At 43.3% G+C, this 25,168-nt stretch carries 26 protein-coding genes and 1 tRNA gene; 17 read left to right on the top strand and 10 right to left on the bottom strand.

Annotated elements, in window-relative coordinates; genetic code table 11:
* Window positions 1-13: 13 nt before the first annotated feature.
* Window positions 14-592: a CYTH domain-containing protein gene (locus tag BLR82_RS06230; RefSeq protein WP_074598080.1), complete on the bottom strand. Its 579-nt coding sequence runs from the start codon at window positions 590-592 to the stop codon at window positions 14-16.
* Between the two features lie 197 nt (window positions 593-789).
* Here BLR82_RS06230 and yjbM point away from each other — a divergent pair, with 197 nt between their 5' ends.
* Genes yjbM through BLR82_RS06215 form a run of 3 tightly spaced genes read left to right on the top strand, consistent with a single transcriptional unit; the run spans window position 790 to window position 3,133 of the window.
* Window positions 790-1,410 (top strand): GTP diphosphokinase, encoded by a 621-nt coding sequence (yjbM, locus tag BLR82_RS06225; RefSeq protein WP_074598079.1) that lies wholly within the window; start codon window positions 790-792, stop codon window positions 1,408-1,410.
* A gap of 19 nt (window positions 1,411-1,429) precedes the next feature.
* Window positions 1,430-2,230 carry an NAD kinase gene (locus BLR82_RS06220; RefSeq protein ID WP_074598078.1) on the top strand — a complete coding sequence of 267 codons (801 nt, stop codon included), beginning with the start codon at window positions 1,430-1,432 and terminating at the stop codon, window positions 2,228-2,230.
* Window positions 2,231-2,254: 24 nt separating this feature from the next.
* Window positions 2,255-3,133, top strand: a complete 879-nt coding sequence (locus BLR82_RS06215; protein ID WP_245693656.1) for an RluA family pseudouridine synthase — start codon at window positions 2,255-2,257, stop codon at window positions 3,131-3,133.
* A gap of 333 nt (window positions 3,134-3,466) precedes the next feature.
* Here the strand turns inward: BLR82_RS06215 and prpE are convergent, their stop codons facing one another.
* Together prpE and BLR82_RS06205 are read right to left on the bottom strand one after the other, a co-directional pair.
* A complete protein-coding gene (gene prpE / locus BLR82_RS06210) occupies window positions 3,467-4,207 on the bottom strand; it encodes a bis(5'-nucleosyl)-tetraphosphatase PrpE (RefSeq protein WP_074598077.1) in 741 nt (246 codons plus the stop codon).
* A 78-nt stretch (window positions 4,208-4,285) separates the two neighbouring features.
* Window positions 4,286-5,455, bottom strand: coding sequence for an FtsW/RodA/SpoVE family cell cycle protein (locus tag BLR82_RS06205; protein ID WP_074598076.1), 1,170 nt, complete (start codon window positions 5,453-5,455; stop codon window positions 4,286-4,288).
* Between the two features lie 408 nt (window positions 5,456-5,863).
* On the opposite strand from BLR82_RS06205, the gene mgtE reads away from it, so the two are divergent.
* The 5 genes from mgtE to BLR82_RS06180 all read left to right on the top strand — a co-directional run bounded on the left by mgtE (window position 5,864) and on the right by BLR82_RS06180 (window position 11,774).
* Entirely contained in the window at window positions 5,864-7,234 is a 1,371-nt protein-coding gene (gene mgtE, locus BLR82_RS06200; protein ID WP_074598075.1) for a magnesium transporter, read from the top strand.
* Between the two features lie 13 nt (window positions 7,235-7,247).
* Window positions 7,248-9,104 (top strand): monovalent cation:proton antiporter family protein, encoded by a 1,857-nt coding sequence (locus BLR82_RS06195; RefSeq protein ID WP_074598074.1) that lies wholly within the window; start codon window positions 7,248-7,250, stop codon window positions 9,102-9,104.
* Between the two features lie 93 nt (window positions 9,105-9,197).
* Entirely contained in the window at window positions 9,198-9,596 is a 399-nt protein-coding gene (locus BLR82_RS06190; RefSeq protein WP_074598073.1) for a VOC family protein, read from the top strand.
* 119 nt (window positions 9,597-9,715) lie between these two features.
* Window positions 9,716-10,492, top strand: a complete 777-nt coding sequence (gene fabI, locus BLR82_RS06185; RefSeq protein WP_074598072.1) for an enoyl-ACP reductase FabI — start codon at window positions 9,716-9,718, stop codon at window positions 10,490-10,492.
* A gap of 718 nt (window positions 10,493-11,210) precedes the next feature.
* On the top strand, window positions 11,211-11,774 hold the full coding sequence (locus BLR82_RS06180) for a CotO family spore coat protein (protein ID WP_074598299.1): 564 nt from the start codon (window positions 11,211-11,213) through the stop codon (window positions 11,772-11,774).
* A gap of 62 nt (window positions 11,775-11,836) precedes the next feature.
* Here the strand turns inward: BLR82_RS06180 and BLR82_RS06175 are convergent, their stop codons facing one another.
* A complete protein-coding gene (locus BLR82_RS06175; protein WP_074598071.1) occupies window positions 11,837-12,292 on the bottom strand; it encodes a CotY/CotZ family spore coat protein in 456 nt (151 codons plus the stop codon).
* A 362-nt stretch (window positions 12,293-12,654) separates the two neighbouring features.
* Here BLR82_RS06175 and BLR82_RS06170 point away from each other — a divergent pair, with 362 nt between their 5' ends.
* The 4 genes from BLR82_RS06170 (at window position 12,655) to BLR82_RS06155 (ending at window position 14,520) form a co-directional block, all read left to right on the top strand.
* Window positions 12,655-12,888 (top strand): hypothetical protein, encoded by a 234-nt coding sequence (locus tag BLR82_RS06170; RefSeq protein ID WP_074598070.1) that lies wholly within the window; start codon window positions 12,655-12,657, stop codon window positions 12,886-12,888.
* Window positions 12,889-12,967: 79 nt separating this feature from the next.
* A complete protein-coding gene (locus BLR82_RS06165) occupies window positions 12,968-13,180 on the top strand; it encodes a hypothetical protein (RefSeq protein WP_074598069.1) in 213 nt (70 codons plus the stop codon).
* 69 nt (window positions 13,181-13,249) lie between these two features.
* Entirely contained in the window at window positions 13,250-13,537 is a 288-nt protein-coding gene (locus BLR82_RS06160) for a hypothetical protein (protein WP_074598068.1), read from the top strand.
* 80 nt (window positions 13,538-13,617) lie between these two features.
* Window positions 13,618-14,520 (top strand): MBL fold metallo-hydrolase, encoded by a 903-nt coding sequence (locus BLR82_RS06155; protein ID WP_074598067.1) that lies wholly within the window; start codon window positions 13,618-13,620, stop codon window positions 14,518-14,520.
* Between the two features lie 204 nt (window positions 14,521-14,724).
* Here the strand turns inward: BLR82_RS06155 and BLR82_RS06150 are convergent, their stop codons facing one another.
* The 4 genes from BLR82_RS06150 to BLR82_RS06135 form a co-directional block, all read right to left on the bottom strand.
* Window positions 14,725-15,402 carry a DUF421 domain-containing protein gene (locus BLR82_RS06150; protein ID WP_074598066.1) on the bottom strand — a complete coding sequence of 226 codons (678 nt, stop codon included), beginning with the start codon at window positions 15,400-15,402 and terminating at the stop codon, window positions 14,725-14,727.
* A gap of 153 nt (window positions 15,403-15,555) precedes the next feature.
* Entirely contained in the window at window positions 15,556-15,978 is a 423-nt protein-coding gene (locus tag BLR82_RS06145) for a GNAT family N-acetyltransferase (protein ID WP_074598065.1), read from the bottom strand.
* A gap of 3 nt (window positions 15,979-15,981) precedes the next feature.
* Entirely contained in the window at window positions 15,982-16,500 is a 519-nt protein-coding gene (locus BLR82_RS06140; protein WP_074598064.1) for a YjcG family protein, read from the bottom strand.
* A 230-nt stretch (window positions 16,501-16,730) separates the two neighbouring features.
* Window positions 16,731-17,456 carry an alpha/beta hydrolase gene (locus BLR82_RS06135; protein WP_074598063.1) on the bottom strand — a complete coding sequence of 242 codons (726 nt, stop codon included), beginning with the start codon at window positions 17,454-17,456 and terminating at the stop codon, window positions 16,731-16,733.
* A 271-nt stretch (window positions 17,457-17,727) separates the two neighbouring features.
* Between BLR82_RS06135 and BLR82_RS06130 the strand changes: the two genes are divergently transcribed.
* A complete protein-coding gene (locus tag BLR82_RS06130) occupies window positions 17,728-18,297 on the top strand; it encodes a general stress protein (RefSeq protein WP_074598062.1) in 570 nt (189 codons plus the stop codon).
* An 82-nt stretch (window positions 18,298-18,379) separates the two neighbouring features.
* On the opposite strand, the gene BLR82_RS06125 is transcribed toward BLR82_RS06130, so the two are convergent.
* Window positions 18,380-19,474: an NAD(P)-dependent alcohol dehydrogenase gene (locus BLR82_RS06125; protein WP_074598061.1), complete on the bottom strand. Its 1,095-nt coding sequence runs from the start codon at window positions 19,472-19,474 to the stop codon at window positions 18,380-18,382.
* Between the two features lie 237 nt (window positions 19,475-19,711).
* Between BLR82_RS06125 and BLR82_RS06120 the strand changes: the two genes are divergently transcribed.
* Complete coding sequence (locus tag BLR82_RS06120; protein ID WP_245693655.1) at window positions 19,712-20,668, top strand: VanW family protein; 957 nt, start codon at window positions 19,712-19,714, stop codon at window positions 20,666-20,668.
* A gap of 7 nt (window positions 20,669-20,675) precedes the next feature.
* On the opposite strand, the gene BLR82_RS06115 is transcribed toward BLR82_RS06120, so the two are convergent.
* On the bottom strand, window positions 20,676-20,996 hold the full coding sequence (locus BLR82_RS06115; protein ID WP_074598060.1) for a hypothetical protein: 321 nt from the start codon (window positions 20,994-20,996) through the stop codon (window positions 20,676-20,678).
* 133 nt (window positions 20,997-21,129) lie between these two features.
* Here BLR82_RS06115 and BLR82_RS06110 point away from each other — a divergent pair, with 133 nt between their 5' ends.
* The 3 genes from BLR82_RS06110 to helD all read left to right on the top strand — a co-directional run bounded on the left by BLR82_RS06110 (window position 21,130) and on the right by helD (window position 25,061).
* Window positions 21,130-21,897 carry an HAD-IIB family hydrolase gene (locus BLR82_RS06110; protein WP_074598059.1) on the top strand — a complete coding sequence of 256 codons (768 nt, stop codon included), beginning with the start codon at window positions 21,130-21,132 and terminating at the stop codon, window positions 21,895-21,897.
* 136 nt (window positions 21,898-22,033) lie between these two features.
* Window positions 22,034-22,106: transfer RNA gene (locus tag BLR82_RS06105), tRNA-Val, on the top strand.
* 618 nt (window positions 22,107-22,724) lie between these two features.
* Window positions 22,725-25,061, top strand: coding sequence for an RNA polymerase recycling motor HelD (gene helD, locus BLR82_RS06095; RefSeq protein ID WP_074598057.1), 2,337 nt, complete (start codon window positions 22,725-22,727; stop codon window positions 25,059-25,061).
* The last annotated feature ends 107 nt before the right edge of the window (window positions 25,062-25,168 follow it).

The following is a 25,168-nucleotide window of genomic DNA, read 5'->3' as shown; positions in this document are numbered from 1 at the left end:
TATATTGGGCAACTTATCTGTTTTCCATGGAGTCGTAGAATCTTTTAATTTTGTTCGGTGTCCGTTTTTTGCTAATTTCCAGGCGATCAAGAAGTTCACTAAATACTTGCTGGCCATGCTGCCGTTCTTGTGCCTCTACTTCCAATTCATAATCGTTATACCCGTTATAAGTGCTATGGTCCAATACCACTATGGTTTCTTTGAATTCTGTTTCGATTCTCTGGGTCGTCAAAGCACCGCCATAAGCAAGTTCCGCAAAATCAATTCCGAGCCGGTTAAGCTGGGCAGCAACCTGTGGCTTCGGTATGATGTCTCCGTTTATCCACGAAGCTGCTTCATTTTCTGTAAGTGTATCGTGAGTTTCCAGTAACCCCTCTGGGTGAGGTTCCTTCAACGTCAATTGCCATTGTCCGTTTTTTTCGCGTATGCGTAGTGCAGCTCCGTGCTGCTTCAATGCAAATTCAGGAGTTTCAAAATAATGATTTGTATGACTTAGTGCCCCCGCCTCTTCTACTTCTAAAAACTCACAAAGACGATCATATTCTATTTTAGTCAGCAGGTTTTTAAATTCGATTTCAATTTCCTGTGCCATTCTCATTCCTCCTGTTTCATCATTCCTGTTACCTCATTATGGTGGAAACAAACCGCCAATTGCAAAAGAAGTCTCTTTGGAAATTTCCGTTAAGCCGTATGTCTAATTGGTAACCCAGCAGAAAATTTATGATACAATTAAGATTGACGAAACCAAGAGTATCAGCAAGCAAGATGATCGAAGGTGGTGCGTGACAAGTGAATTGGGAAGCTTTTCTTGCTCCGTATGTGCAAGTTGTAGAGGAATTAAAGGTAAAACTAAAGGGGATGCGAGCCCAATTTGAATTTGAATCCCGGCATTCGCCGATTGAATTCATTACTGGAAGGGTAAAACCTGTACCAAGCATCTTGGAGAAACTTCATCGAAAAGAAACGGATTTGCCTCGTGTAGAAGACGAAATACAGGACATCGCCGGTGTCCGGGTGGTATGTCAATTTGTAGATGATATATATACCATTATCGATATGCTTCGAAGCAGGAATGATTTTTCGATCATTGAGGAGAAGGACTATATATCCTCCAAAAAAGATAGTGGTTACCGTTCTTACCATATGATCATTCGGTATCCGGTGGAGACAATACACGGAGAAAAAATGGTAATGGCTGAGATCCAAATTCGTACACTGGCTATGAATTTTTGGGCGACAAATGAGCATTCATTAAATTACAAATATGACGGGCAAATACCTGCTGAGATTAAGGCGCGCCTTCAAGGCGCTGCTGAAGCAGCATTCAAACTGGACGAGGAAATGGCCAAGATAAAAGACGAGGTCCAGGAAGCACAGCGAATTTTCCATAAAAACAAAAGCAGTCGCTAAAAGGAGGGCGAGAGCCGCTATGAAATTTGCAATTACGTCAAAAGGGGATACTAAATCTGAAGAATTAAAGGCGATGATCAAGCAATATTTGGTTGACTTTGAACTGGTCTACGATGAGGAGGAACCAGATCTTGTAGTTTCTGTCGGCGGTGATGGGACGTTTTTAGAAGCATTTCATACATACATCAATCGCTTGGACAAAACGGCATTTATTGGAATTCACACTGGGCATCTGGGCTTTTATGCTGATTGGGTTCCGGATGAAGTAGAAAAATTGATCATTGAAATCGCCAAAAATCCATTCCAAGTGGTGGAATACCCATTATTGGAAGTTACGATTTGCCCCAAAGAAGGAGGAGAAACCGACCGCTTCTTGGCGTTGAATGAATGCTCAATTAAAACAGCTGAAGGATCCGTTGTATTGGACGTGGAAATAAAAGGGGAACACTTTGAAACATTCCGTGGGGATGGCCTTTGTATTTCTACCCCGTCCGGGAGTACGGCATACAATAAAGCATTGGGCGGTGGCATAATCCATCCATCATTGGAGTCGATTCAAATAACTGAGATGGCATCAATCAATAACCGGGTGTTCCGGACGATCGGCTCGCCACTGATCCTCCCAAAACATCATGCCTGCGATTTCCGGCCGATTTATGATAAAAGTTTTTTGATTACAATCGATCACATTACCAAAACGTATGCAAATGTCGACCGGATCATTTGCAAAGTGGCGGATAAGAAAATAAGATTTGCCCGATTCCGTTCGTTCCCGTTTTGGAAGAGAGTGCATGATTCATTTGTTGCAGACGAAAGATAAATTAATGGTGAAAAGGTGAGATGCTTGAATTGGAAAATTACAGCTGAGCATGAGGGCATGCTCATTAAAGAATACCTACAACAAATTCAAGGCTTTTCACGGCGGATATTGCGGTCCGTAAAGTTCGGCGGAGGATCGATTTTAAAAAACGGACAGCCTGTAACTGTCCGGCAGACGCTGGCTGCAGGTGATGAACTGGCGGTTGTATTTCCACCGGAAAAGCGTGGCAGCCATTTGATAGGGGAGGACATCCCGCTTGATATCGTTTACGAGGACGAAGATATCCTTGTCTTGAACAAGCCGGCAGGGATTGTCACGATTCCATCCATGCTGCATCCGACCGGGACAATTGCCAACGCGCTGATCGGTTACTATGAACGGCTGGGCCTTACCTACACGGTTCATGTTGTCACACGGCTGGACAGGGATACATCGGGATTGCTGTTGGTGGCGAAACATCGGTTCAGCCACTCTTTGCTGTTTGAAAAACAAAAATCTGGGAGCGTGAATCGCAGTTATTATGCGCTGGTAGAGGGTGAACTTAAGACGGAGAGTGCAACGATTGATGCTCCGATTGCCAAAAAAGAGACTTCGATGATCGAACGGGAAGTAATCGCTGATGGGAAGCATGCAGTTACTCATTACCAGGTGATCCGGCATACGGCCGGAGGCAGTCTAGTTGATGTTCGACTGGAGACGGGACGGACTCATCAAATCCGTGTGCATTTTTCCCATATCGGCCACCCCTTGATGGGGGATGACTTGTATGGTGGCCATAAAGATAAAATCGATAGGCAGGCTCTCCATTGTAAGACACTTACATTCCAGCACCCGGCTACAGGAGAACGCCTCGAGTTTTCTGCACCCATGCCAGATGATATGAAAGAACTTTTAGACGAATAATATAAAGCACAGTGGCCTAAACAAAAACCAGACGGTGATTCGAAAATGCTCTGCATCCGAACTCGTTTGGTTTTTCTTAAATGCTGTTTCGCATTTTTGACGCCTGTTATTAGCGGATCTGATAAAAACTACGAACTAACTTGAATGAATCTTCCTGACATCCAATCTTTATTGGGTGGGAGAACTGCGCTGCGGAAATACCCCGCGCTTTCCTCGGACTAACATTCAACTTCATTAGACTGAGTAAGAGAATTTTCATTAATATGTAGTTTCTATTTTTTGTGTAAAAGCAATTATCCTTGTAGAAAATAGCCTTTAGGTCCCCGCTCTGTATCAATCAAATGATCGGAATTTTTCTTCCATAAAGGGCTGCTGTGAGGGGACGGACACGGTTTCTTCTTCAGGGAGCCGGAATGCGGTCAGCTTATTACCGAACACACATCCGGTATCAATGTTGATTGTACGGTTAACGATTCTTGGCTCTAGAACGGGTGTATGGCCATAAACAATCCAATCTTCCCCCTGGTATTGTTGAGCCCAATCGCGTCTGACTGGCCGTCCGTCTTCATGCGTTTCGCCCGTAATATCCCCATACAAGACAAAGGTCTTTACTTTTTTACCTGATTTACCAATTAAATCCTGGCTAATGCCGGCGTGAGCAACGACAGCGTGCGCTTCAGGCATCTGCAAATAAAGCGGGGCAGATTCATATAAATCCATGAAATGGTGCCGGATCATCTTTTGTTGTTTACTGTCCAGCGCTTTATATTCGGAAACGGTTGTTTCCAGTCCGTGTTGTTGTTTTACATTGTTGCCCAAAAAGTAGCGGTAAAGTTTGTTACAGTGGTTTCCAGGTACATATTTCGCGATTTTCTTATCGCGTACCATTTCGTAAACCAGCTTGACCACAGAAACAGAGTCTGGCCCGCGGTCGGTCAAATCTCCGATAAAGACTGGCACTCTTCCATCAGGATGCACAGGAGCACCTTCTTTTATATTGTAGCCGAGCTCTTTAAATAAGTGCTGCAACTCTTCATAGCAGCCGTGGATATCACCGATGATGTCCAATTTCACAATTGATCTCTCCTGTTCAAAATTTTTTCCACACATAAAGAAGGGTGAAAGCTATCTTCTAGCATTCCACCCTGATGGTTAATCAAACATATATTGTTTTGTCCGTGATCGAATATTCAATGCAAGCCCGATGGCAATCATATAGGTGAGCGTCGAGCTCCCCCCGTAACTCAGGAACGGAAGCGGCAGACCGGTAATTGGAAGGAGCTGTACCGACATTCCGATGTTTTGGAAGATTTGGAAAGCGAACATTCCGATTAAACCGGTGATAATAAAACTGCCAAATTCATCATTGCTTTGCAGGGCAATATATATCAGCCGATAAATCAGTAAAAACAACAAGGTTACAACGATACTGGCACCTATGAACCCGTATTGTTCCGCTATCGCGGTAAAAATCATATCGGTTTGCCTTTCCGGTACATCTACTTCAAAATCCCGCATTCCTTTTCCGGTTAGCTGTCCGGAACCAATTGCAAGCATTGCTTTTTTTAGCTGGTAACCTGATTCCGTGTATTTTTCCGGATCAAGCCAGCCATAGAAACGACTTTCCACGTGTTTGAAGACACTTTCTTCCAAGGTTGTTCCAACGGTATCCGGATACATGATCGACAGACCTATCGCCGCTCCGATGATTAAGAGTCCGAGCAATGTTACTGCCGAAAGGACGCGCCAGCGGATACCGGATACGAGTACCATACAGGCGACAATCGCAGCCAACACAAGAAAGCCGCCTAAGTCAGGTTGGACAGCAATCAAACCCATAGGAGGCAGACTGACTATCGCTATCTTCGCAATTAACCATAAGTCGCTTTTATTTGTACGGTTTTTAAATTTTTCATTATGGCTGACCATGACATGTGCTAACGCGATAACTAAAAACACTTTGAAAAATTCCGCCGGCTGGATGGTCCCTATTCCAGGAAAAATAAACCAACTGGTCGCATTATTGGCGGTATGGATGATCTGCGGCGGAAATTGGAAGAACAGCATTAACAGGGTGACCATCCCTGCGCCATATAAATACCAGGAAATATGGCGGAAGCGGTCGTAGTCGATCCACATAATCCCACCTACAACCAGACCGCCTGCAACGTACCAGGCTATCTGTTTTATGAAATAGTTATCCTGCGCTTCACTGCCCAAATAAGGTTGAACAGAATATAGCGTAAAACAGCTGACGATTCCAAGCAAAAGCACGATGAATATTAATGTATAATCAATTGAAGAATTGTTGTTAGAATTCATAAGGTTCCCTTTCTTTCCTGACTGTTAACGGAGTTAAACAGTCAGCCATTTTACATCCGGTTTAAAGATTTCGTTAAATATATTGAAACAACCAGGCCTATCTTGTACATTAAGATGAGGTTTTCAGCCTTATCAAGAAGAAAGGCAATCGCTTTATGCAAAAAAGTATCTGTTATGGATTTTTTTCGATAAAATATAGAATAAATTACTTTCTTGTTTATGGAAAGTAAAAAGAAGTCAAAGTCATACATAGTTCAGTTTACATCAAATTGTTAATAATTTTAAGCGTTGTTTTGTTTCTTCTAACAAAAAATATAAAAACTACATCATATGTTCACGTTTCTGTCGTTGACAAAAAGTCAGCCGGCACTTACGATAATACTTTCTAGAAGTAAGGGGGTTGTATGGATGGAGCATTTAGATGAACAGGAAAGAGAGCAATATTGGGAAAAAATCCAGGATGCCTTGTTCAATCGGCAAATCGACCAGTTTCGGGCAGAGTTTCTCGAGCTGCATCCTTACGATCAGGCGAAAATCTTCGAAACCCAATCAGAGCAGGTCCGCCAACAGATTTATTCCTATCTGGCATCCGAAGAAATAGCAGATGTAATGGAAAATATCGATATAGAAGATATTGAACCGTTTTTTACTGAAATGACAACCGCTTTTGCGGCGAATGTCCTTGCAGAAATGTCCACGGATGATGCGGTGGATATACTGAACCAACTCGATAAGAATAAGGTAGCAAGCTATTTGACGATCATGGAAAAGGATGCTGCCGAAGAAATTAAACAGTTGCTGCATTACGAAGAAAAGACGGCAGGAAGTATCATGACGACGGAGTTCGTTGTGCTGAATGCCAATCAGACCATCAACGAAGCAATGAAGCATTTGCGTAAAGAAGCGCCAGATGCAGAAACGATTTATTATACCTATGTAATTGATAATCAAAAACGACTTGTCGGTGTCCTCTCGCTTCGTGACTTAATCATTGCCGAAGGAGACTGGCTCATATCCGATGTCATGAGCGAAAGGGTTGTTTCTGTGCCTGTAGGTGAAGACCAGGAGGATATTGCGCAAATGATGCGGGATTATGACTTTCTGGCACTCCCTGTAGTCGATTTTCAGGATCACTTGCTTGGAATTATCACAGTTGATGATATTATGGATGTCATGCAAGAAGAGGCTAGCGATGACTACTCCAAGCTGGCCGGTATTTCGGACGTAGACAGTCCGGATGACAGTGCGATTGCGTCTGCAAAAAAACGTCTTCCTTGGTTGATCATCCTCTTATTCTTAGGAATGCTCACAGCAAGCTTAATCGGAAGATTTGAAGAAACTCTCGGTCAAAAACCGATCTTAGCTATATTTATTCCGTTGATTGGTGGCATGGCGGGGAATACGGGGACACAGGCGCTGGCAGTTGCGGTTAGAGGTATTGCCACTGGAGAATTTGAAAGACAGGGTAAATGGAAAATGATTATGCGCGAAGCGGGAACCGGTTTAGTTACAGGCTTCTGTTGCGGACTCCTTATTACTTTGGTTTTATACATTTGGTACGGAGATATTTACCTTGGCATGTTGGTTGGTTTTTCTATCATGGCCACGCTGATTGTGGCCACCATTGCCGGTTCTTTGATTCCGATCATGATGCACCGGCTCAATATTGATCCAGCAGTAGCTTCCGGGCCATTTATCACGACAATTAACGATATCATCTCGGTCTTGATATATTTTGGAATGGCTACCGCATTTATGAACTTACTAATACATGGATAGGAGGTTGTGACACATGGAGCATGGAGAATCAGTAACCTCCCTGGTGATTGTCATTTTAGCGGCATTTTTCACTCCTATATTAATGCATCGCCTGCGTTTGAAAGCCATTCCTGTAGTCGTAGCTGAAATCATCGTCGGGTTGATTATTGGACATAGCGGCTTTAATATCGTAGATGACAGCACCTGGCTGGAGACACTTTCCACCTTGGGATTCATTTTTCTCATGTTTTTGAGCGGTCTGGAAATAGACTTTACGATATTTGCTAAAAAAGGCAGAAACAAACGCAACAGCAACCAAACAATTAAACAGCCAAGTGCCGTATGGATTGCCATAATCGTGTTCCTGGCCATTTTAGCGTTGTCCCTGCTGTTGTCTTACTTATTCGTGTTGGGCGGCTTTATCGATAATATGTTCTTGATGACATTAATCATATCCACTATTTCACTCGGTGTTGTTGTACCAACTTTAAAAGAAGCACAGGCAATGAAAACCACTGTCGGTCAGACAATCCTGTTGATTGCCGTGATCGCAGACTTGGTGACAATGATTTTGTTGGCAGTATTTGTTTCGTTTTATGGAGAAGAATCAGGCAACATGTGGCTTCTGCTTATTCTATTCGGTGCCGGAGTATTGTTGTACTTCATCGGCAAACGATTCCGAAACCAGACTTTTTTGGAGACGATGTCGAAGGGAACTATCCAGATCGGTACGCGTGCCGTTTTTACACTGATTATTTTTCTGGTGGCCTTGTCGGAAACAGTGGGCGCCGAGAACATCCTTGGAGCATTTTTGGCCGGTGCGCTAGTTTCCTTATTATCTCCAAACCAGGATTTGGTACAAAAACTGGACAGCTTCGGTTATGGCTTTTTGATTCCGATATTTTTTGTCATGGTCGGTGTCGATATCGACATCTGGTCCTTATTTAGCAATCCGAAAGTCCTGGCATTAATACCGCTACTCTTTATTGCGCTATTGGTATCTAAATTGGTGCCAGCGCTGATCATGAGAAAGTGGTATGATTGGCGGACGGTTATCAGTTCCGGGATGATTCTCACTACGACTTTATCCTTGGTAATCGCTGCTGCCACAATCGGAGAAAGAATGGGCATCATCGACAACCAAATGGAAGGTGCCTTGATTTTAGTGGCCGTGTTGACATGCCTGGTTACTCCGCCGGTTTTCAAAAAGTTATATATTAACAATGTAGAACCTGAGCATAAGCAAGTCGTTTCCTTCATCGGGACCAACCAGGCAACATTGCCGGTTGTTCGGGAATTGGATAACAATATGTTTGAAATCTATATGTACCATACGAAAATGGAAAAACTCGATGAAAAAATCACCAGGTCGATTTTCGATATTACCCAGTTGGACAGTTATGATATAGGTTTAATGGAAAAACAGAATGTTTTCGATGTGGACATTTTGGTTGTATCTACCGGCAATGAAGAGAAGAATGCGGAAATTGCTTCTTACGCAAAAGAAAAGGGCATTGAGCGCGTCATTGCCCGTGTGGAAAAACCTGGACTCGACAAAGAATTGAAGGAACTGGGAATCGATGTTTTCTCTGTATTGCTTTCCAGTAAGGCGTTGCTTAAAGCGTTGATTGTAGCGCCGAGCGTCGTGGATATTTTGACCGAACAGGAGAGCGCCCTTTACGAAATCAATATGAATAACCCAGTGTATGACGAAACGCTGATTAGAGAGTTTCCGTTTACTGGTGATGTCATCATGGTGCGAATATTCCGGGGCAAGGATTCCATCGTACCTCATGGGGATACGGAGTTGCGGTTGGGAGACCACCTTATCGTCACAGGTTCTTCGGAATATGTCGAAGAATTACAATCATTATTAGAATACGGATTTTAAAAAATCCTGTCCGGCGTTAATGTCGGGCAGGATTATTGCATTTAGGGCGAGAATCATAAGATAGGTTGGAAATCTTGAAAGGAGTAGATGTTCATGCAGATGATTATTCCGCATATCACCGTTGAAAACTGCAAAGAGGCATTAACGTTTTATCAGCAGATATTCGGTGGAGAAATCAAAAATACACAGCTGGCTGACGAAATAGAAATGTTTAAGGGCCACGAAGGGAAATACATACACGCCGAGCTGCATGTCGATGACAGGAATGTTTTTTATTTTGTCGATGTATTCGGGGAAGCACCTGCCAAAGGAAGTCAAATCGAGTTAAGTTTAGCGCTTGAAAGTGAGGATGAAATCCAGCATGTTTATCAGGCTTTAGCAGATGAAGGTCAAGTTACCATGGAACTGCAGGATACATTCTGGAACGCTCGTTATGCCAAAGTTATAGACAAGTATGGTATACATTGGGAATTGAACGTGCCAAAAGCATAACAAGGGCTGAACGGTAAATCAGTTGTGTTAACCGGAAAGTTTCGATAAGATATTAATAGTATCAGGTACTAATAACTAGTAATAAAAAACGAGCAAGAAACCTCAAGGAGGAAAAAGGGATGAAGTTTTCACTGGAAGGCCGTACATATGTAGTAATGGGTGTGGCCAATAAAAGAAGTATTGCCTGGGGAATCGCAAGGTCCCTGCATGAAGCCGGGGCAAGACTGATTTTTACTTATGCCAATGAACGGTTTGAGAAGCCGGTAAAAGATCTAGTATCCACGTTAGAGGGGCAGGACGCACTGTTTTATGAGTGTGATGTCACCAATGATGAGGCAGTCGACGCCACATTTCAGCAAATTGGAGAAGATGTGGGGACGATTCACGGACTAGCTCACTGTATTGCCTTCGCTGATAAAGAGGATTTGAAGGGCGAATTTGTCGAAACCAGCAGGGACGGCTTTTTGTTATCGCAAAACATAAGTGCTTTTTCCCTCGTCGCTGTCACAAGAGCTGCAGAAAAGCTGATGACAGAGGGCGGAAGCATCGTGACCATGACGTATCTTGGCGGAGAACGTGTGGTGCAAAATTATAATGTCATGGGAGTTGCAAAAGCCAGTCTTGATGCGAGTATGAAGTATTTGGCCAATGACTTAGGAAAGCGAAACATTCGTGTAAATGCGATTTCCGCTGGCCCGATCCGCACCCTTTCTGCAAAAGGCATTGGTGAGTTCAACAGCGTCTTGAAGCAAATTGAAGAAAAGGCTCCATTGCGCAGGACAGTCACGCAGGAAGAAGTTGGCGATACGGCCTATTATCTGATGAGCGATCTTTCCAGGGGAGTGACTGGAGAAACCATTCACGTCGATTCTGGCTTTAACATTCTCGGTATTTAAGCAATAGAAACAATGTGATATACAAACCGCACGCCAATTGGTGTGCGTTTTTTTTGCCTTAGCACATAGTTCATATTTGCTGCCTTAATTGTTGGAATTGATAGAAAAACTGCGATTAATGAAAATTCTCTTTTTATAAGGCTCTCACTCGGTCTAATGAAGTTGAGTGTTAGTCCGACGCTGTGGAAAACGCTCCCTTTCCGGGGGAAGCACCTCAGCCTCCTCATGAGCAAAGTGTACTCCCTGCGAGGTCTTCCATCGAAGTTCCATAGCAGGCTGCCTTGCCCTATCGTTTTGCAGTGGATGACGGAAATCCATTTATAAGTGAAAATAGGCAGTACTTTCCGTTAGAAACAGGAGGCTGTTCCTAGCGAAGGCAAAACCCGAGGACCCCTCGAAAATACAAAAGATTTTCCTTTGGGCGATGCATCGCTGCCGCAGCCTTCTGTGGGACTGCGATTACTCGTACCATCGAAAATCCTTTTCCTGCGGGAGTAAAGGTCTCGGTGAGAACCCGCAGAGCGTTAGCTTATGAAAGCTCACCAGCCACCCGCGTTAAGCGCAAGGTATGTCCGTTGCGTCTTCTAGTCAAGACAGAAGAAAATCACGAGAAAAATAATTCCCTTTTCCGACCATAGCAAATAAAAATAGGCACATCCCCAGGGAACGCTCATATAATATGGGGAAGAGTTTTGAAGAAGGGGAGGAAGCCATTTTTATGAATGGAAATAAAAACACCGCCCGTGAACCAATGCTGTATATCACACAGCCCAAAATGGAAAAACCAACTGCTTCCATGCAAACCAACTACCGTACACCAAGAAAAAAGAAACGCAAACCGGATCGCGGAAGCTCAATAAAGGAGAAAGAACTAAGGAAGCGAAGTAGTGAAAAGGAATTGAAAGCAGAAGAAAATACCTTGCAAGAATCGGAGCATCCCCCTGCTGAAACGGAAGCCATAGAAAAAGAAAAATCAGAAGAAAAAGTTCAACCAGCAGAAGTTTCTGAGAATGAATCGGAAGCGAAAGAAACGGCAACAAGCCAAAGATCGAGCCGCAAACGGTTCAGGGATATGACAAACGAGGAGAAAATCGACTACTTTGTTGGGTTGCCGAGAACCGTGCCACGCATGAAATGCGAGGTAGTCACAGACAAAGAAACGCATCGTGGTATTATCTATGACTATCAGGAAGGAACTGTGTACATGAAGACGATCAAGCGTCCGTTCAAGGCACAAGTTGACAAGGAAACTATCAAAAGTATTAAACTATTGGGATTTTAAGCAAGAAAAAGTCCGGCCGTACCAGGCCGGACTTCTTGCTATAAGATGGAGTGCTGTAAAAATTACAAAGCGCTGATAGCTGGCAGACAAGTAACATGGCAGAAGCAGTTCAGATCTACAGTGATGCAAATTCCAGTTACTTCTAGATGGCTGGTGTCCTGGTCAACCGGAGATTTTGGATCATCGTCGTGATCGTTTGGCTCACGCAGCAATTCCAAAACCGCACAACAGTCGTCGTCTACAGTTTTTACCCGGAAATAGAAACTGCTGGTTGCGTCGCCCAAATCGTCGGACGGCACACCAAAGCCTTTGAAAGGTTTGCAATTCCCCTTACAGTAAAGAATAACCGGAACTGTGTCTAAACCGTTGTTGCTAGGGTCGTTACCGCCTAACAGGTCGCTGATGGATTGTTCACAGCTGGTGGTACAATCAGAAAGCACATCGGACTGTGCATCGGAGATTTCCTTCAGGATATCGCATACACAGCTGCCAGTTTTATGATCACTTCCACAACTCATTCTATCTAACCCCTTTCCAATGATGATTGACTTTTGTCCTTAATAGAATATGTTCGAAGGGGGTTAGTGTGTGGGCAAATACCATGTATATTGTCTTGCCTTTCAAGAAATTTTTTGTAGTTCCTGTTTAACAGGGCGGATGTCTATACCCGAAATTAGACATTCACATAGGATAATAGCGATCAATACTTTACTAATAAGGAGCGCTCATTGGAGAACGTACAGCTTTTTGTCCTTAGCGGCTGCGCCCCCGGGGCGGAAGTACGGCGAACCGGACAGGGCACGAGCTGGAAATGGGAGGAATCTGCAAAGAGTCTTTCCCTGATAAGTGAGCAGCATTAATTAAGGGAGTGAAGAGGAAAATGTCAGAGAAGAAAAAAGTCATTTATGTGAAGGACCTGGTAATCAAAGCGGATAATGTTACTTTTGAGCCGCCTCATCAACCACGCCGTCATGTTGATCCATTTTTCGGTCCTCGGAGAGTGGAAGCCGAAGAAGTAATGGAAAAAGAACAAGAAGAAGGAGAAGCGGTGGAGGAAGAACAGGAAGAGCATCATCATGAAGGGGATGGGAGAAAAGGTTTCTCCTGGATTTAGTATAAGAGGGACAGCTGATTTGCTGTCTCTTTTTGTGTAGCTCGATTGCCATTTTATTTCTTACACAAGAGGTGAGGGTATGGACGACAAGTCCGACATCTTTCCGATGAAAAAGAATTTGCAAATAGTTGAAAAGCACTTACACAAGAATGAAAAGTGGCTACGACTGCCGGAAAAGCATATCGTCGAATTAGAAAGCAAAGCCACTGCCTGGAATACGCAATTCCTGCAAGAAATGGAGCAACTGGAAGCCGTCATGAAGGAATTGCAAGATTTTATAGATAAGGAATAAGAATTAGAATACTTTGTTGGAGAAGTGGGTATAGATGAATAATCAAAGTAGGAAAAAGGGGTGAAATAAATGGGATATATGCTGCCAGTCCCGCTTTATCAATATCAGGATTATCAGGAGCGAGTAACTAGAAGTGCGCCAAGCCCATTTTATATCGAAGGTGTTTACAAAGCCAACTTTGACACCAAGCATAAACAAATAGAAAAAGAGGAAAACGGTAAAACGGAAGTTGACTCTAAACCTGCTGAGATGAAAAAGTCGCTCTATGCTCCAAGGAGCGTCCACAAGTCCTATTTAGCAGAAAAAGTTTACGCTGATGTGACAGGAAAAGGACTGCATTTTAGCGAAACCATATAATCAAACGCAGGGTCCGCTGTGAAGCTGGTGCATGACTGCTGGCAAGGCGGGCCGTTTAATTTGGAAAAGGAGCAGGTTATATGGAATTCCAATCATTAAAGGATGGGACATGTTTTTATTTTCAAGGACCGGTCAATATCGGCTATTTACAGAATGGCGAGGAAGGAATGCTGATTGACGCAGGGATTGACGCTTCCGCCATGAAAAAAGTGTTAAAGCGGTTGAGGCAAGAGGACTTACCACTCACGCATTTGTTCATTACCCATGCTCATTCAGACCACTATGGGGGAGCGAACTATTTGCAGAGGCAGCAGGAAGTGCATACAGCAGCACCGATTTTGGAAGCAGCAATTTTACAACATCCCATCCTCGAACCGCTGTATTTGTTTGGTGGAAATGACCCGCTTCCCGAGCTGCGAAACAAGTTTTTGGAAGGAGCTCCGATTAAGATAGACCAAATGATTGATGAAGGGTTTTGTCAAATCGGCAGTTTTGCTATCGAAGCGATCCTTTTACCTGGTCACAGCTATTATCAACTAGGGCTCCTTTACCAGGGGATTTTCTATGCTGGAGATAGCTATTTTGGTGAGAAGCAATTGGAAAAGCATGGTATACCTTATCTTACCGATACACAGGCAGCTATGGATAGCCTACATAAATTACAGAGGATTACCTGTCAGGGAGCAGTTCCCGGTCACGGGACTTTTGAAGAAAATTTCCAATCCACTGTTCAGGCAAATCTCGAATACCACAAGCAGCTGCTTGATTGGCTTGAAGAGGAAATCGGCAAAAAAACAGATGGTATGAGCCATGAGGATATCATTGCATCGATGTGCGCTACTTATCATGTGCGGACTCAGCAGCTTTCCCAATGGCTTTTATTCCGTACCGCTGTTACTGCCTATTTAACCGCTCTTCTTAAACAGAATCGGATAACGAGCGAAATCAGGAATTACCGGTGGTTTTTCAAAGCTGCAAGCTGATGTGTAATTAATTTGTTAAAAAGACATTAAGTCGGCAGGTGTTAGTATCCCGACTTAATGTCTTTTTCTGTCTTTAGCTTGCTCCCATACCGCCACCATTCTGTATTGAGTCCCCCGTTATAAATTGCTGTCGTCCGATACGAAAAATGTGGGCTACAGAAACCCGGAGCGTGCCAATCAAAAGAAAGGGTCGAAGGAATTTATTTAATACGGCTGGATATGGAGCGGATGCCCCTCCTTCCATTCTGCAAAAAATACTTCTTTCGGCGACTGGACCTCTTGTTTGGAAAGTTCTGTATGTAGCCACTTCTCATCTAGATTGGCCTCGAGGAGATTGTCATATAAAATTTCGCCGTCTGATATGAGGGTGAAGGCCAATAATGGTTCCTGCGGCTGGAGATTCATATCCTGTCGTGTCGGGGGCTGCGCCTGGGATTTTTTCATGACTGAAATGGATCCATCCGTTTCCAGAATGGCGAAGGCTACCTCGTTGACAGAAAATGCCCCCTTAGCACGCAGCAGATGCTGCAACTGGTTGATATCAAGCTTGCTTTTTTTCATTTGTTCTCGCTGCAGATGGCCTTTATTGATGATGATTGCGGGCATGCCTTCCAGCAGCCTGCGCGTTTTTTTGAACTTTTGCGTAGCAATCTCTGTCACATAGAGTAGAATTCCCCATAATAACACCGCGTACCCAATTTCAAACAATCCTGCCTGATCATCAAACAAAGCATTTCCGACCAGTTCACCCAGTATGAGTGCAGCGATAAAGTCAAAAGCGGTCAACTGGGTGATTTGTGTTTTTCCTAAAAATTTCGTAATCAAGAACAGAGCGAAGAATCCAAAGATCGTCTCGACTAATATAGATACGGCATTATCCATATTCACAACCCCCTTGCCAATCTTTTTTTTATCCTAACCCATTACCGGTGGGTTCATACGAAAAATCGGAGTTATACATTGTGAGTTTTCGAGGCTTTCGAAAAAAAGAAGGCATAAAAAAACCTTGCCGCTAAGACAAGGTTTTGCTGTGTATTATAATTCTTTTACCATGGTGACGTGCGGGATACCAGCGTCCATAAATTCCCCGGAAACAGTTTGATAGCCAAGTGATTGATAAAAATCTTCTGCGTGTGTCTGGGCATTCAGTTTGGATTTTTGGAATCCGTGTTCCCGAATTGCAGCTTCCATTGCTTTAATTATCTGCGAACCGAAAGAGCGGCCGCGGTATTCCTTGAGGACACAAATTCTTTCCAGCTTGCCATACGGGTCGACGAATCGCAGTCTGCTTGCTGCCACAGGTATTTCATCTTCATAGCCGACGAAATGGATAGCTTCCTTCTCAAGCTCATCGATCTCCAGCTCCGCCGGGACTTTTTGCTCCTCAACAAAGACAGTATTTCTTACATGGTACGCCTGTTTTTGTTCTGTTTCTGTTTCCACCTGTTTAACTTGCATTATTTAATTTTTCTCCTCACCGAATGTAAAGGTTTCAAATACAGTCCATGCGCCATTTTCAAGCTGGTACATCAACTGGAAACGATCAACTGTCTGCTCCAGGTCGAAGCTTTGCATTTTCAAGCTGCCGAATACATCTGAGTATTCGTCGTGCGAAAGCTTTTGGGCAATCGTTATATGCGGGACGAAAGTGTACGTTTTTTCTTGCGGCAGGTTACCGGTATGCAACCTTTCGTTCAATTTAAGCAATTCGTCGACAGGCTCGACTTTTAAGTATATCGTGTTGGTCACGGGAGAAAAAGAGCTTACTTTGTGAATCTGCAACGGAAAGGGCTTGGTTTCCGCAGCCACTTTTCGGAGTTCTCCCACAATCTGTTTCAAATCATCTTCATTGGCCTCGAACGGCTCTTTTAATGTAAGGTGTGGCGGAATGAGTGCGTAATGCGGGTCATACCGCTTTCTGTATGAATTAGCCGTATCTTGAATTTTCTTTTCTGGGAAAATAGCAATACCATATCTCATAAATATTCCTCCTGTATGATTGGTTTACGTTAGGCAATATTGAATAGCTTGGTATTTTGATTGATCATGTAGCTAATTCCAATTCGGTTACCAACCATTATATCAAAAATTGGTAAAACGGGCGTAGACTAAATTAGAGAAAACGCACAAATTTTAAAAAACTTTGCTTAAAGGTCTGACGAAGGATTTCACTGGAAAATCGTAAGTAAGGTTGTTAACTAATACTCAGTTCATCCATTAAACATGGTGACAAGCGCCCGCTTTAAATCCTTTTGCCAGAACTTCCAGGTATGATTTCCGTCAAGTTCATGGAACACATAGTTGGTGTCCTGTTGTTCGATAAGCTCGTGAAGCTTTCGATTCGGTTCCAGAAAATCTTTGCGATCCCCTGCTGTTGTCGGGACATCTGTTTCCTCATTGCCTATAGTGTGATAAATATCAAGGGTGTCGACCGACTTGGCAGATTGTACAGCATTCAGTACTTTTTCATCTACATACGGTGACTGCATGATTACTTTTCCGAATGTGTTCGGATATTTTAGAGCAGTCATTAAAGCCAATGTTCCTGCCAGTGAATCGCCTATCAATGCACGGCTGCCACCCATGTGATAAGTTGGCAGTTCTTCATCTAACAAAGGAACCACTTCGTGGAGAAGAAACTGCATATAAGCAGCCTGCTTACTGCCATTAGGATGATATTTATCCTGACGGTCGTATTTATCATTATAATGAATCCCTACAAAAACAGTATTTTCAATCTCCCCGTCGCTATGCAGCCGATCGCTCAATGTCGCTATCCTGCCGAGCTGAAAGTAATCATCTCCATCCTGCATGATACAGACATGGTACTTGTACAAAGGAGAGAAAGACTCTGGCAGATACCATTTGATCGTCATGGTTTCTTCTAAGTACTTGCTGTCGATTTGTCGATCAAGCATCGTTCCTTTTCTACCCATTGTAACTCACTCCTTAAAACATGCAGCCAGGAAGTATCCTATAAGATTCCCCCTGCCGCCCCCAACTAAACAAATCTAAGCCCAGTTTAACATAAAACAACAAAAAAAGAACATACGCAGGGTAGGAGGGACAGTCCCTCCGTGAATTAATTCACATTTAATTTGCCGTTACGGAAAGATTTGGGGTCAGTCCCCGATATATGACGGACAAGATTTATCTGCGCTCGCGCCGGGTATAGATGTATAAAACCTTCAAAGGAGGCTGACTTAGATGGAAAGTAAAGTGATTGGCGGTGTATTCAAAACGCAGGAAGATGCAATCAAAGCGATTAAAGAATTGCAGGAAAAAGGCTACAAGAAGGAAGATATATCGGTATTTGCCAAGGATAGCGATGATGCCGCAGTGATTGGGGATGAAACGGATACTAGTATAAGCAAAGATAAGAGTGGACGCGGGAAAAATGCTGGAAAAGGCCTCGGTATCGGGGTCGGAACCGGGGGCGTACTAGGAGGCATCACCGGTCTGATTGCTGAAGTAGGTCTTCTGGCGATACCTGGTGTTGGAGCAATAGCGGCCGCAGGGCCGATCGCCGCAGCATTAACAGGAGCAGGCATTGGAGCCGGTGGTGGCGGTATTGTCGGTGCGCTTGTCGGTGCAGGGATACCGGAAGAACATGCCAAGGAATATGAGCGTCATCTAAAAAACGGAAATATCGTTGTTTTAGTCGAGACAGGGGAAAATGATCGTGAAGTTTATAAAACCTTCTTGGCCAATAAAACAGAAAACCATACCATCTATCCAGACGAAGTAGTGGTTAACGAACCAAGAAGTCATCAATAAAGGACTTATTTGAAGAAAATGGTGACTCAAATGGGGACAGTCCCTCTGTGAATCTGCTCATAGAGGGACTGTCCCCATTCCTTTAATGCTCCATTTTGACTATCGGTTTTACGGTGGTACCTTGCTTCGAATCAGCAAAAGCCTGGTTGATGTCTTCCAGTTCATAGAAATTGATGAGTTTATCGAATGGGAACTGCCCGTTTTTGTAGTACGCAATCAGTTTAGGTATGAATAGTTGGGGGATGGCATTTCCTTCAATGGCTCCTACAAGCCCTTTACCCAAGGCCATGATGTCCTCGAAAACGTTGAACTCCGTTTCCTGGGTAACACCTACGACGGCAGAAATTCCCAACGGTTTCAATGCTTGTACAGACTGACGTGCCAAAGCAGGTACGCTGGTTGTTTCAACAGCATAGTTCGTACCACCACCGGTCAGCTTTCGAATTTCTTCAACTGTATCGACTTCTTTTCCATTAAGGACATGAGTGGCCCCTAATTCTTTTGCCAATTCCAAGCGGCTTTCATGAACATCGATAGCGATGATTTGTGAACAGCCGACAATTTTCGCTGCCATCACAGCGCTAAGTCCGACTGCTCCGCATCCAAAAACTGCTATGGTTTCACCAAAATTCGGCTGTAATTTGTTCAATACCGTACCACTCCCGGTCTGAATGCCACAGCCGAGCGGCCCGAGTAATGCAAGATCGACATCTTTATCTACCTTTACCACATTACGCTCATTTGCAATGGCAAATGTTCCAAACGAGGATTGGCCAAAGAAGCTGGAAACGGATTCTCCATCTTGTTTAATTCGATTAGTATTGTCATTCATTTTTCCCCCGAAATTCAAATCATTGAAGTAAAGGCAATAAGCCGGGTGCCCGGACAAACAGTTTTCACAGTGACCACAAGATGAAAAGGATAGAACAACATGATCTCCTTTTTCGACTGTATGGACATTAGAACCGACTTTTTCTATAATGCCGGAGCCTTCGTGACCGAGAACAGCAGGGAGTGGGACAGGCACTTCCTGGTCCCTAGCTACAGCATCCGTATGACAGACACCAGAAGCAACTACCTTCACCAAAACTTCATTGGCGGTGGGGTCCGCCAGTTCCACTTCTTCTATTTGAAAATCTTCCCCTTTACCATGAGTTACAGCAGCTTTCACTTTCATTTTCATTCTCCTTTAAAACGTCATTATCCCCTAGACTTCCCCAAAAAAATTAAGATAACCAGTAGAAGGAGCGCAGCGAGTTCATAACGGGGGTCAGTCCCTCTGTGAACTATTCACAGAGGGACTGACCCCAAAATTCTCGAAAAGGCAAGGGGTGCGAATCAAAGGTTCCCTTGCTTTTTTATCCTTTCACATGATTTGTCTGTTTTCATCCATACTAATAGTGGAGGTATCGTTATGAAAATGTTTCTTTTATCCATTTTATTGGCGTCGATTATTCCTACCCAGCAGCATCCGCCCGATCCACCAAGGCAGCCAATTAAACCAGAAGAACAACAAGCGCAGACATTTACGGTCACCCATAAAGATAAAGCAATCCATCAAATTACCGCTGAAGATGTGAGTCTTCCTTATATAGAGGGATTGTGGCTGGATATGGAAAAGTATAAGCAATTCCAGGAGGAAGTCGCTTCACAGGTATATCGTGAACCAGTCAATGCCAGAATTGACGTGAACGGCCGGATTACCCCGGCAAAACCTGGCCGCGAGCTTGACCTGGAGCAGTTTAATCACCAATTTGCAGCATTTTTTTATGGGCGTGAAGTTTCCAAGGTGGAGACACCGCTTCGAGTTGTCCACCCACGTGTCGATGAAGAACTGCTTGCTTCTATCCGTGAACGAAAAATCGGCCAGTATGTCACTTATTATAATGAAAACAATAAAGAACGATCGAAGAACGTAGCCCTCGCTGCCGAGGCAATTGATAGCCATGTCGTGTTTCCAAATGAAACCTTCTCTTTTAATGGGGTTGTAGGAAAACGTACGAAGGAAAAGGGTTACCTGCCGGCCCCGGTAATTGTAAAAGGAGAACTAGCGGAAGATATTGGCGGGGGAATCTGTCAAATATCCTCCACTCTGTATAATGCAGTCGACCAGGCAGGGGTGAAAATAATTGAAAGGTATTCCCACAGCCGGCGCGTTCCATATGTGCCACCCGGGAGAGACGCTACAGTCAGTTGGTATGGGCCGGATTTCAGCTTCGAAAATGATTATAACCAGCCTATATTAATTAGGGCAAAAGCAGTAAATGGCCGAGTATTGATCAACATCTTTTCATCCGAAACAATTGAAAATGAGAAGCGCGAAGTACCGGAGGCGGATGCGGAACCACCAAAAGAGGTGCCGGCGGAGTAGAAGTCACTCAATCGATTCCTTGCACCCCAAGATCATCAAGCAAAATTTTCAACTCTTCCGCCGCCCGGTCCGTGCCTTTGTAATAATCTTCGATGCTACAGTCCTGTAAATAACGATAGCGATCAATAATATCATCGAGCGGTACTCGTTCTTCATCGGTTGCATTTAAATAATATGGGGCCAGGGCTGCACATAATACGTTGAAAGCACCCTGGCTGTTTTCTATATAATCGACCGAAATGATTCCAGCCATCGAGTTTTTCTTTTTTATATTCAATGCCCGCTTCGCAGCAATTTCAAGCTTGATTGCGATTTGTTGACTGAACACACGAAACAGTCCCTTCTGTAATTCATTTCTCTCATCTTACCAGAAAAGAAAGCGCTTTAAAAAGATAAAGACCTTTTTTTGTAGATAGGCCATGTTATAATAAGCGCAAAAGATGACAGGGAGATTAGAAAAGATGAACATTGTGTTTGATTTGGACGGTACGATTTGTTTTAAAGGAAAACCTGTTTCAGAAACCATTTTGCGAGCATTGGAACAGGTCCAGGAACATGGCCATTCGATTATTTTTGCTTCGGCACGTCCAATTCGGGACATGTTGCCAGTGCTTGATTCTCGATTTCATACGTATACCATGATAGGTGGAAATGGCTCTTTGATTTCCGAACGGGGAAGTCTTACGCACCAAACAGCATTTTCGAATTACCAACTAGAAGTCATCAAACATTTGATCGAAAGCCAAAACGCTGCTTTTTTACTTGATGGAGAGTGGGATTATTCTTATACAGGGCCAGCAGACCATCCAATCTTAAGCAAAGTGGATCCAGGTAATTTAGCAAAAAACATATCGATTGAACAGCATCCGGCTGTTGTAAAAGCACTTATTCTATCTGCCGATGATATGGATTTGCTCGCCAGGGAACTGGAAAAAATAGATGTTGTTCTTCATCGTCACTCCGCAGAAAATGTGCTGGATATTAGTCCTGAAAATATTGATAAACGTACAGCGTTACGTACGATTGGCATAGATGATTATATCGCGTTCGGAAATGATGCTAATGATATAAGGATGTTCCAAGAGGCACACCATGCAGTAATGATCGGCCATCATGCCGAGCTTGCTTCTTTTGCTTCGGAAGAAATCCCGTTAGATGGAGACTTTGAAGCGGTGATAGCTGAACGTATTGTACAACTAAGCACAGCCTGCGAAGGAAGTAAGGTATAAGAAAAATTCAGACTAAGCATGGCTGAACCTTTCTTTATCGCCTATACGTTTACAAGAGACAAGGCAAAAAAGAATAGTATTGACAAAAGGGGAATTACCTATTAAAGTAATAGTTGTCGATAAAATATTATAATGTGATTCCGTAGCTCAGCTGGGAGAGCGCCACCTTGACAGGGTGGAGGTCGTTGGTTCGAGCCCAATCGGAATCATAGCCGGAACCCTTGATAGAAAAGGGTTCTTTTTTTTGCCTGAAGTGAAAAAACGGTTCTCGGTCAATTACAAAGTTAGGTGCGTAAAAGGGCTTTCTCTGATATTTTTTATATAGCATAGTGTATGGAAGGTGATATATTTGCTTAAAGTTTTAGGATATTTTTTTACCATAACTGTAATCATATACATAATGTTTACAGTATCGGCAACAATGCTGGATGTTAATAGTGAAGGGGCGGTTTTTCACATACTCATATTTATGACTTTGCTTTTGGCCCTGATTTCAGCTTTGCTAATTAGGATAATTGAACTGATGAAAAAATAGTTGATTTAAATAATTCTGGTTGTCCATCTAAATAGCAAAAAAGACAGCGATAACAGAAATACATAAAAAAAAGAGTGGGATTTAAGCTTACACGCTAAATCCCACTCTTTTTTTGAAAGCAATAAATTCAAGGGCATAACAAAAAACCATTGAATCATCTTGGATTTCATGGTAAATTAAATAGGTATGTATTAGTGTAAAACGAAATACTTCACACTACCTCTATTTTAATTATACGACTTACACAATGCATTAGTCAACCTTTTTATAAAAATTTTTAAGGAGTGTTGCTATGGGATTGAATTTTCAGCAGGAGAAGATGCGGTTAGCCCGGGTTCAAAAGACACTTACGGAAGAAGTCGACAGACTTGAAGAAGAAACTTCCAGGCGAAAAAAAGAGGTTGTTCATATCCGGAAGCATTTTTGGGATGAAGTGAAGGTGAACACCGAAACCTTTGATGATTACTTGGAAACCATTATTGGTTTGAGACAAGAGGCGCAGGCCTTATCGGTAACTCAGAGTATCCACCGACATGCATCCAAGCGGCTGTCAACATTGCACCGTATGCAGGACATTCCCTACTTCGGCCGGATTGATTTTAGGGAAGACGGGGCTTCTGACGTGGAGGAGATTTACATTGGCATTTCCTCGCTTAGAGACGATAGCGGCGAAAACTTTCTGATTTACGACTGGAGGTCGCCGATTGCAAGTGTTTACTACGATTTTCAGCCTGGTCCGGCAAAGTATGCTGCTCCAGGTGGAGAAGTCCAAGGTGAATTGAAGAAAAAGTGGCAATACCTTATTCGCGGGCGTGAGCTTGAATCTCTGTTCGATACGAGTCTTACCATAGGGGATGAAATTTTACAGGAAGTACTGGGTAAAGGTACTGACAAACAAATGCACAGTATAGTAGCGACAATTCAACAGGAGCAGAACCGTATTATCCGTCATGATCATGGAAGACTGCTAGTTGTTCATGGTGCAGCTGGAAGTGGCAAGACTTCGGCCGCCATGCAACGGATTGCTTATTTGCTCTACAAATATCGAGACCGCTTGCATGCTGATCAAATCATTCTGTTTTCGCCTAATTCCATGTTTAGCAGTTATGTGTCCAATGTGTTGCCGGAACTGGGGGAAGAAAATATGCAACAAGTTACGTTTCAGGAATACCTGAATCACCGATTGAGTAAACAGTTTCAAGTAGAAAATCCCTACGAACAATTGGAATATGTTTTAACTGCTGAGAACACCTCTTCCTACCAGACAAGGCTAGCGGGCATCCGCTTGAAAGGATCTTCCAGCTTTGTCGATGCGGTCCAATCGTACAGACGGTCTCTGGAATATACCGGAATGATTTTCAAGGATATTACCTTCAGAGGGGAATCGATCATAACTGCGAGACAGATAGAAGAAAGGTTTTACAATCAAGACGCATCTCTTCGCTTTCCTAACAGACTTGAAAAATTGAAGGATTGGTTAATCAAAAAAATAAAAGAAATTCAAAAGGCAGAAAGGAAAAAGCCGTGGGTACAAGAGGAAATCGAACTACTAAGTGACGATGCGTACCATGAGGCACGAACCTTCTTGGCGGAAAAACGAGGTTTGAAACGAGAAGAGATTGCCCACTATGAGGTCGAGCCAGACGAACTTGGAAGGTTGATCGTTCATCAAAAGTGGATGCCGTTACGAAAAAAGATCCGCTCGTTTCGTTTCATCGATTTTAAAGGAATTTACAGGCAGTTTTTTGATGATTCCTCTCAATTCGTAAAAGGCGAAAATACAGCGAAGTGGTCGGCTATTTGTAAGGCGACGCAGGAAATGCTGGATGAAGATAAACTATTTTATGAGGATGCTGCGCCATTTCTATTTCTGAAAGAGTTGATTCAGGGCTTTCAGACGAACAGCTCGATCAAACATCTCGTTGTTGATGAGGCTCAGGATTATACCCCTTTTCAATTTGAGTTTTTGAAGCGTTTATTCCCCTCAGCAAGGATGACAGTGCTCGGCGACTTTAACCAGGCAATATTCGCCCATGCCAATGGAAGGGTAAATTTCGACACGCTAACTAGCCTGTACGGTCGGGATAGAACAGAAGTGATCAATTTAGCGCGGAGTTACCGATCGACCAAACCGATTATTGAATGTACAAGAAGACTTGTTCCTAATGGTGGAGAAATAATTCCTTTTGAACGTGCTGGGGAACGACCTGTTTTGAAACAAGTAGTTGATCGAGTAGAACTGCACAGTTGTATTGTCTCCCAAATAGCAGCGTTGCAAAGGTTAGGACATAAAAGTATCGCCATCATATGCAAATCCGCCAAAGAAAGTGAAAGGGCATATGAATCCTTGGCATGTATTAAAGATATCAAGCTGTTAAAGAGTAACTCGGCGACCTACGAGCAAGGAGTCGTTGTGTTGCCGGCATATTTGTCCAAAGGTGTGGAATTCGATGCTGTGATTATTTACGATGCATCGGAAAATGTGTATGGAGACGAGAGTTTGCGGAGAATATTTTACACAGCTTGCACCAGAGCTATGCATTATTTGCAGTTTTATAGTGTCGGGGAACCGAGCCCCTTTTTGCGGACCGTGTTGCGGGATGGGTACGTTCAATATGCCTCCATCTAACGGAGATTTTAAACAACAGATGATATCCTGTTAATGCCTATGGTATAGGAATAAACCCAGAAGAGGGAAATGCTTCAAGTGAAACCTGTTGGACTAGAAATGGGAGG

This window comes from Sediminibacillus halophilus (genome assembly GCF_900103695.1).
In the GTDB taxonomy this organism is placed as follows: domain Bacteria; phylum Bacillota; class Bacilli; order Bacillales; family Amphibacillaceae; genus Sediminibacillus; species Sediminibacillus halophilus.
Note: the sequence above shows the minus strand (reverse complement) of the source record. Positions and strands in the feature narration are given on the sequence as shown.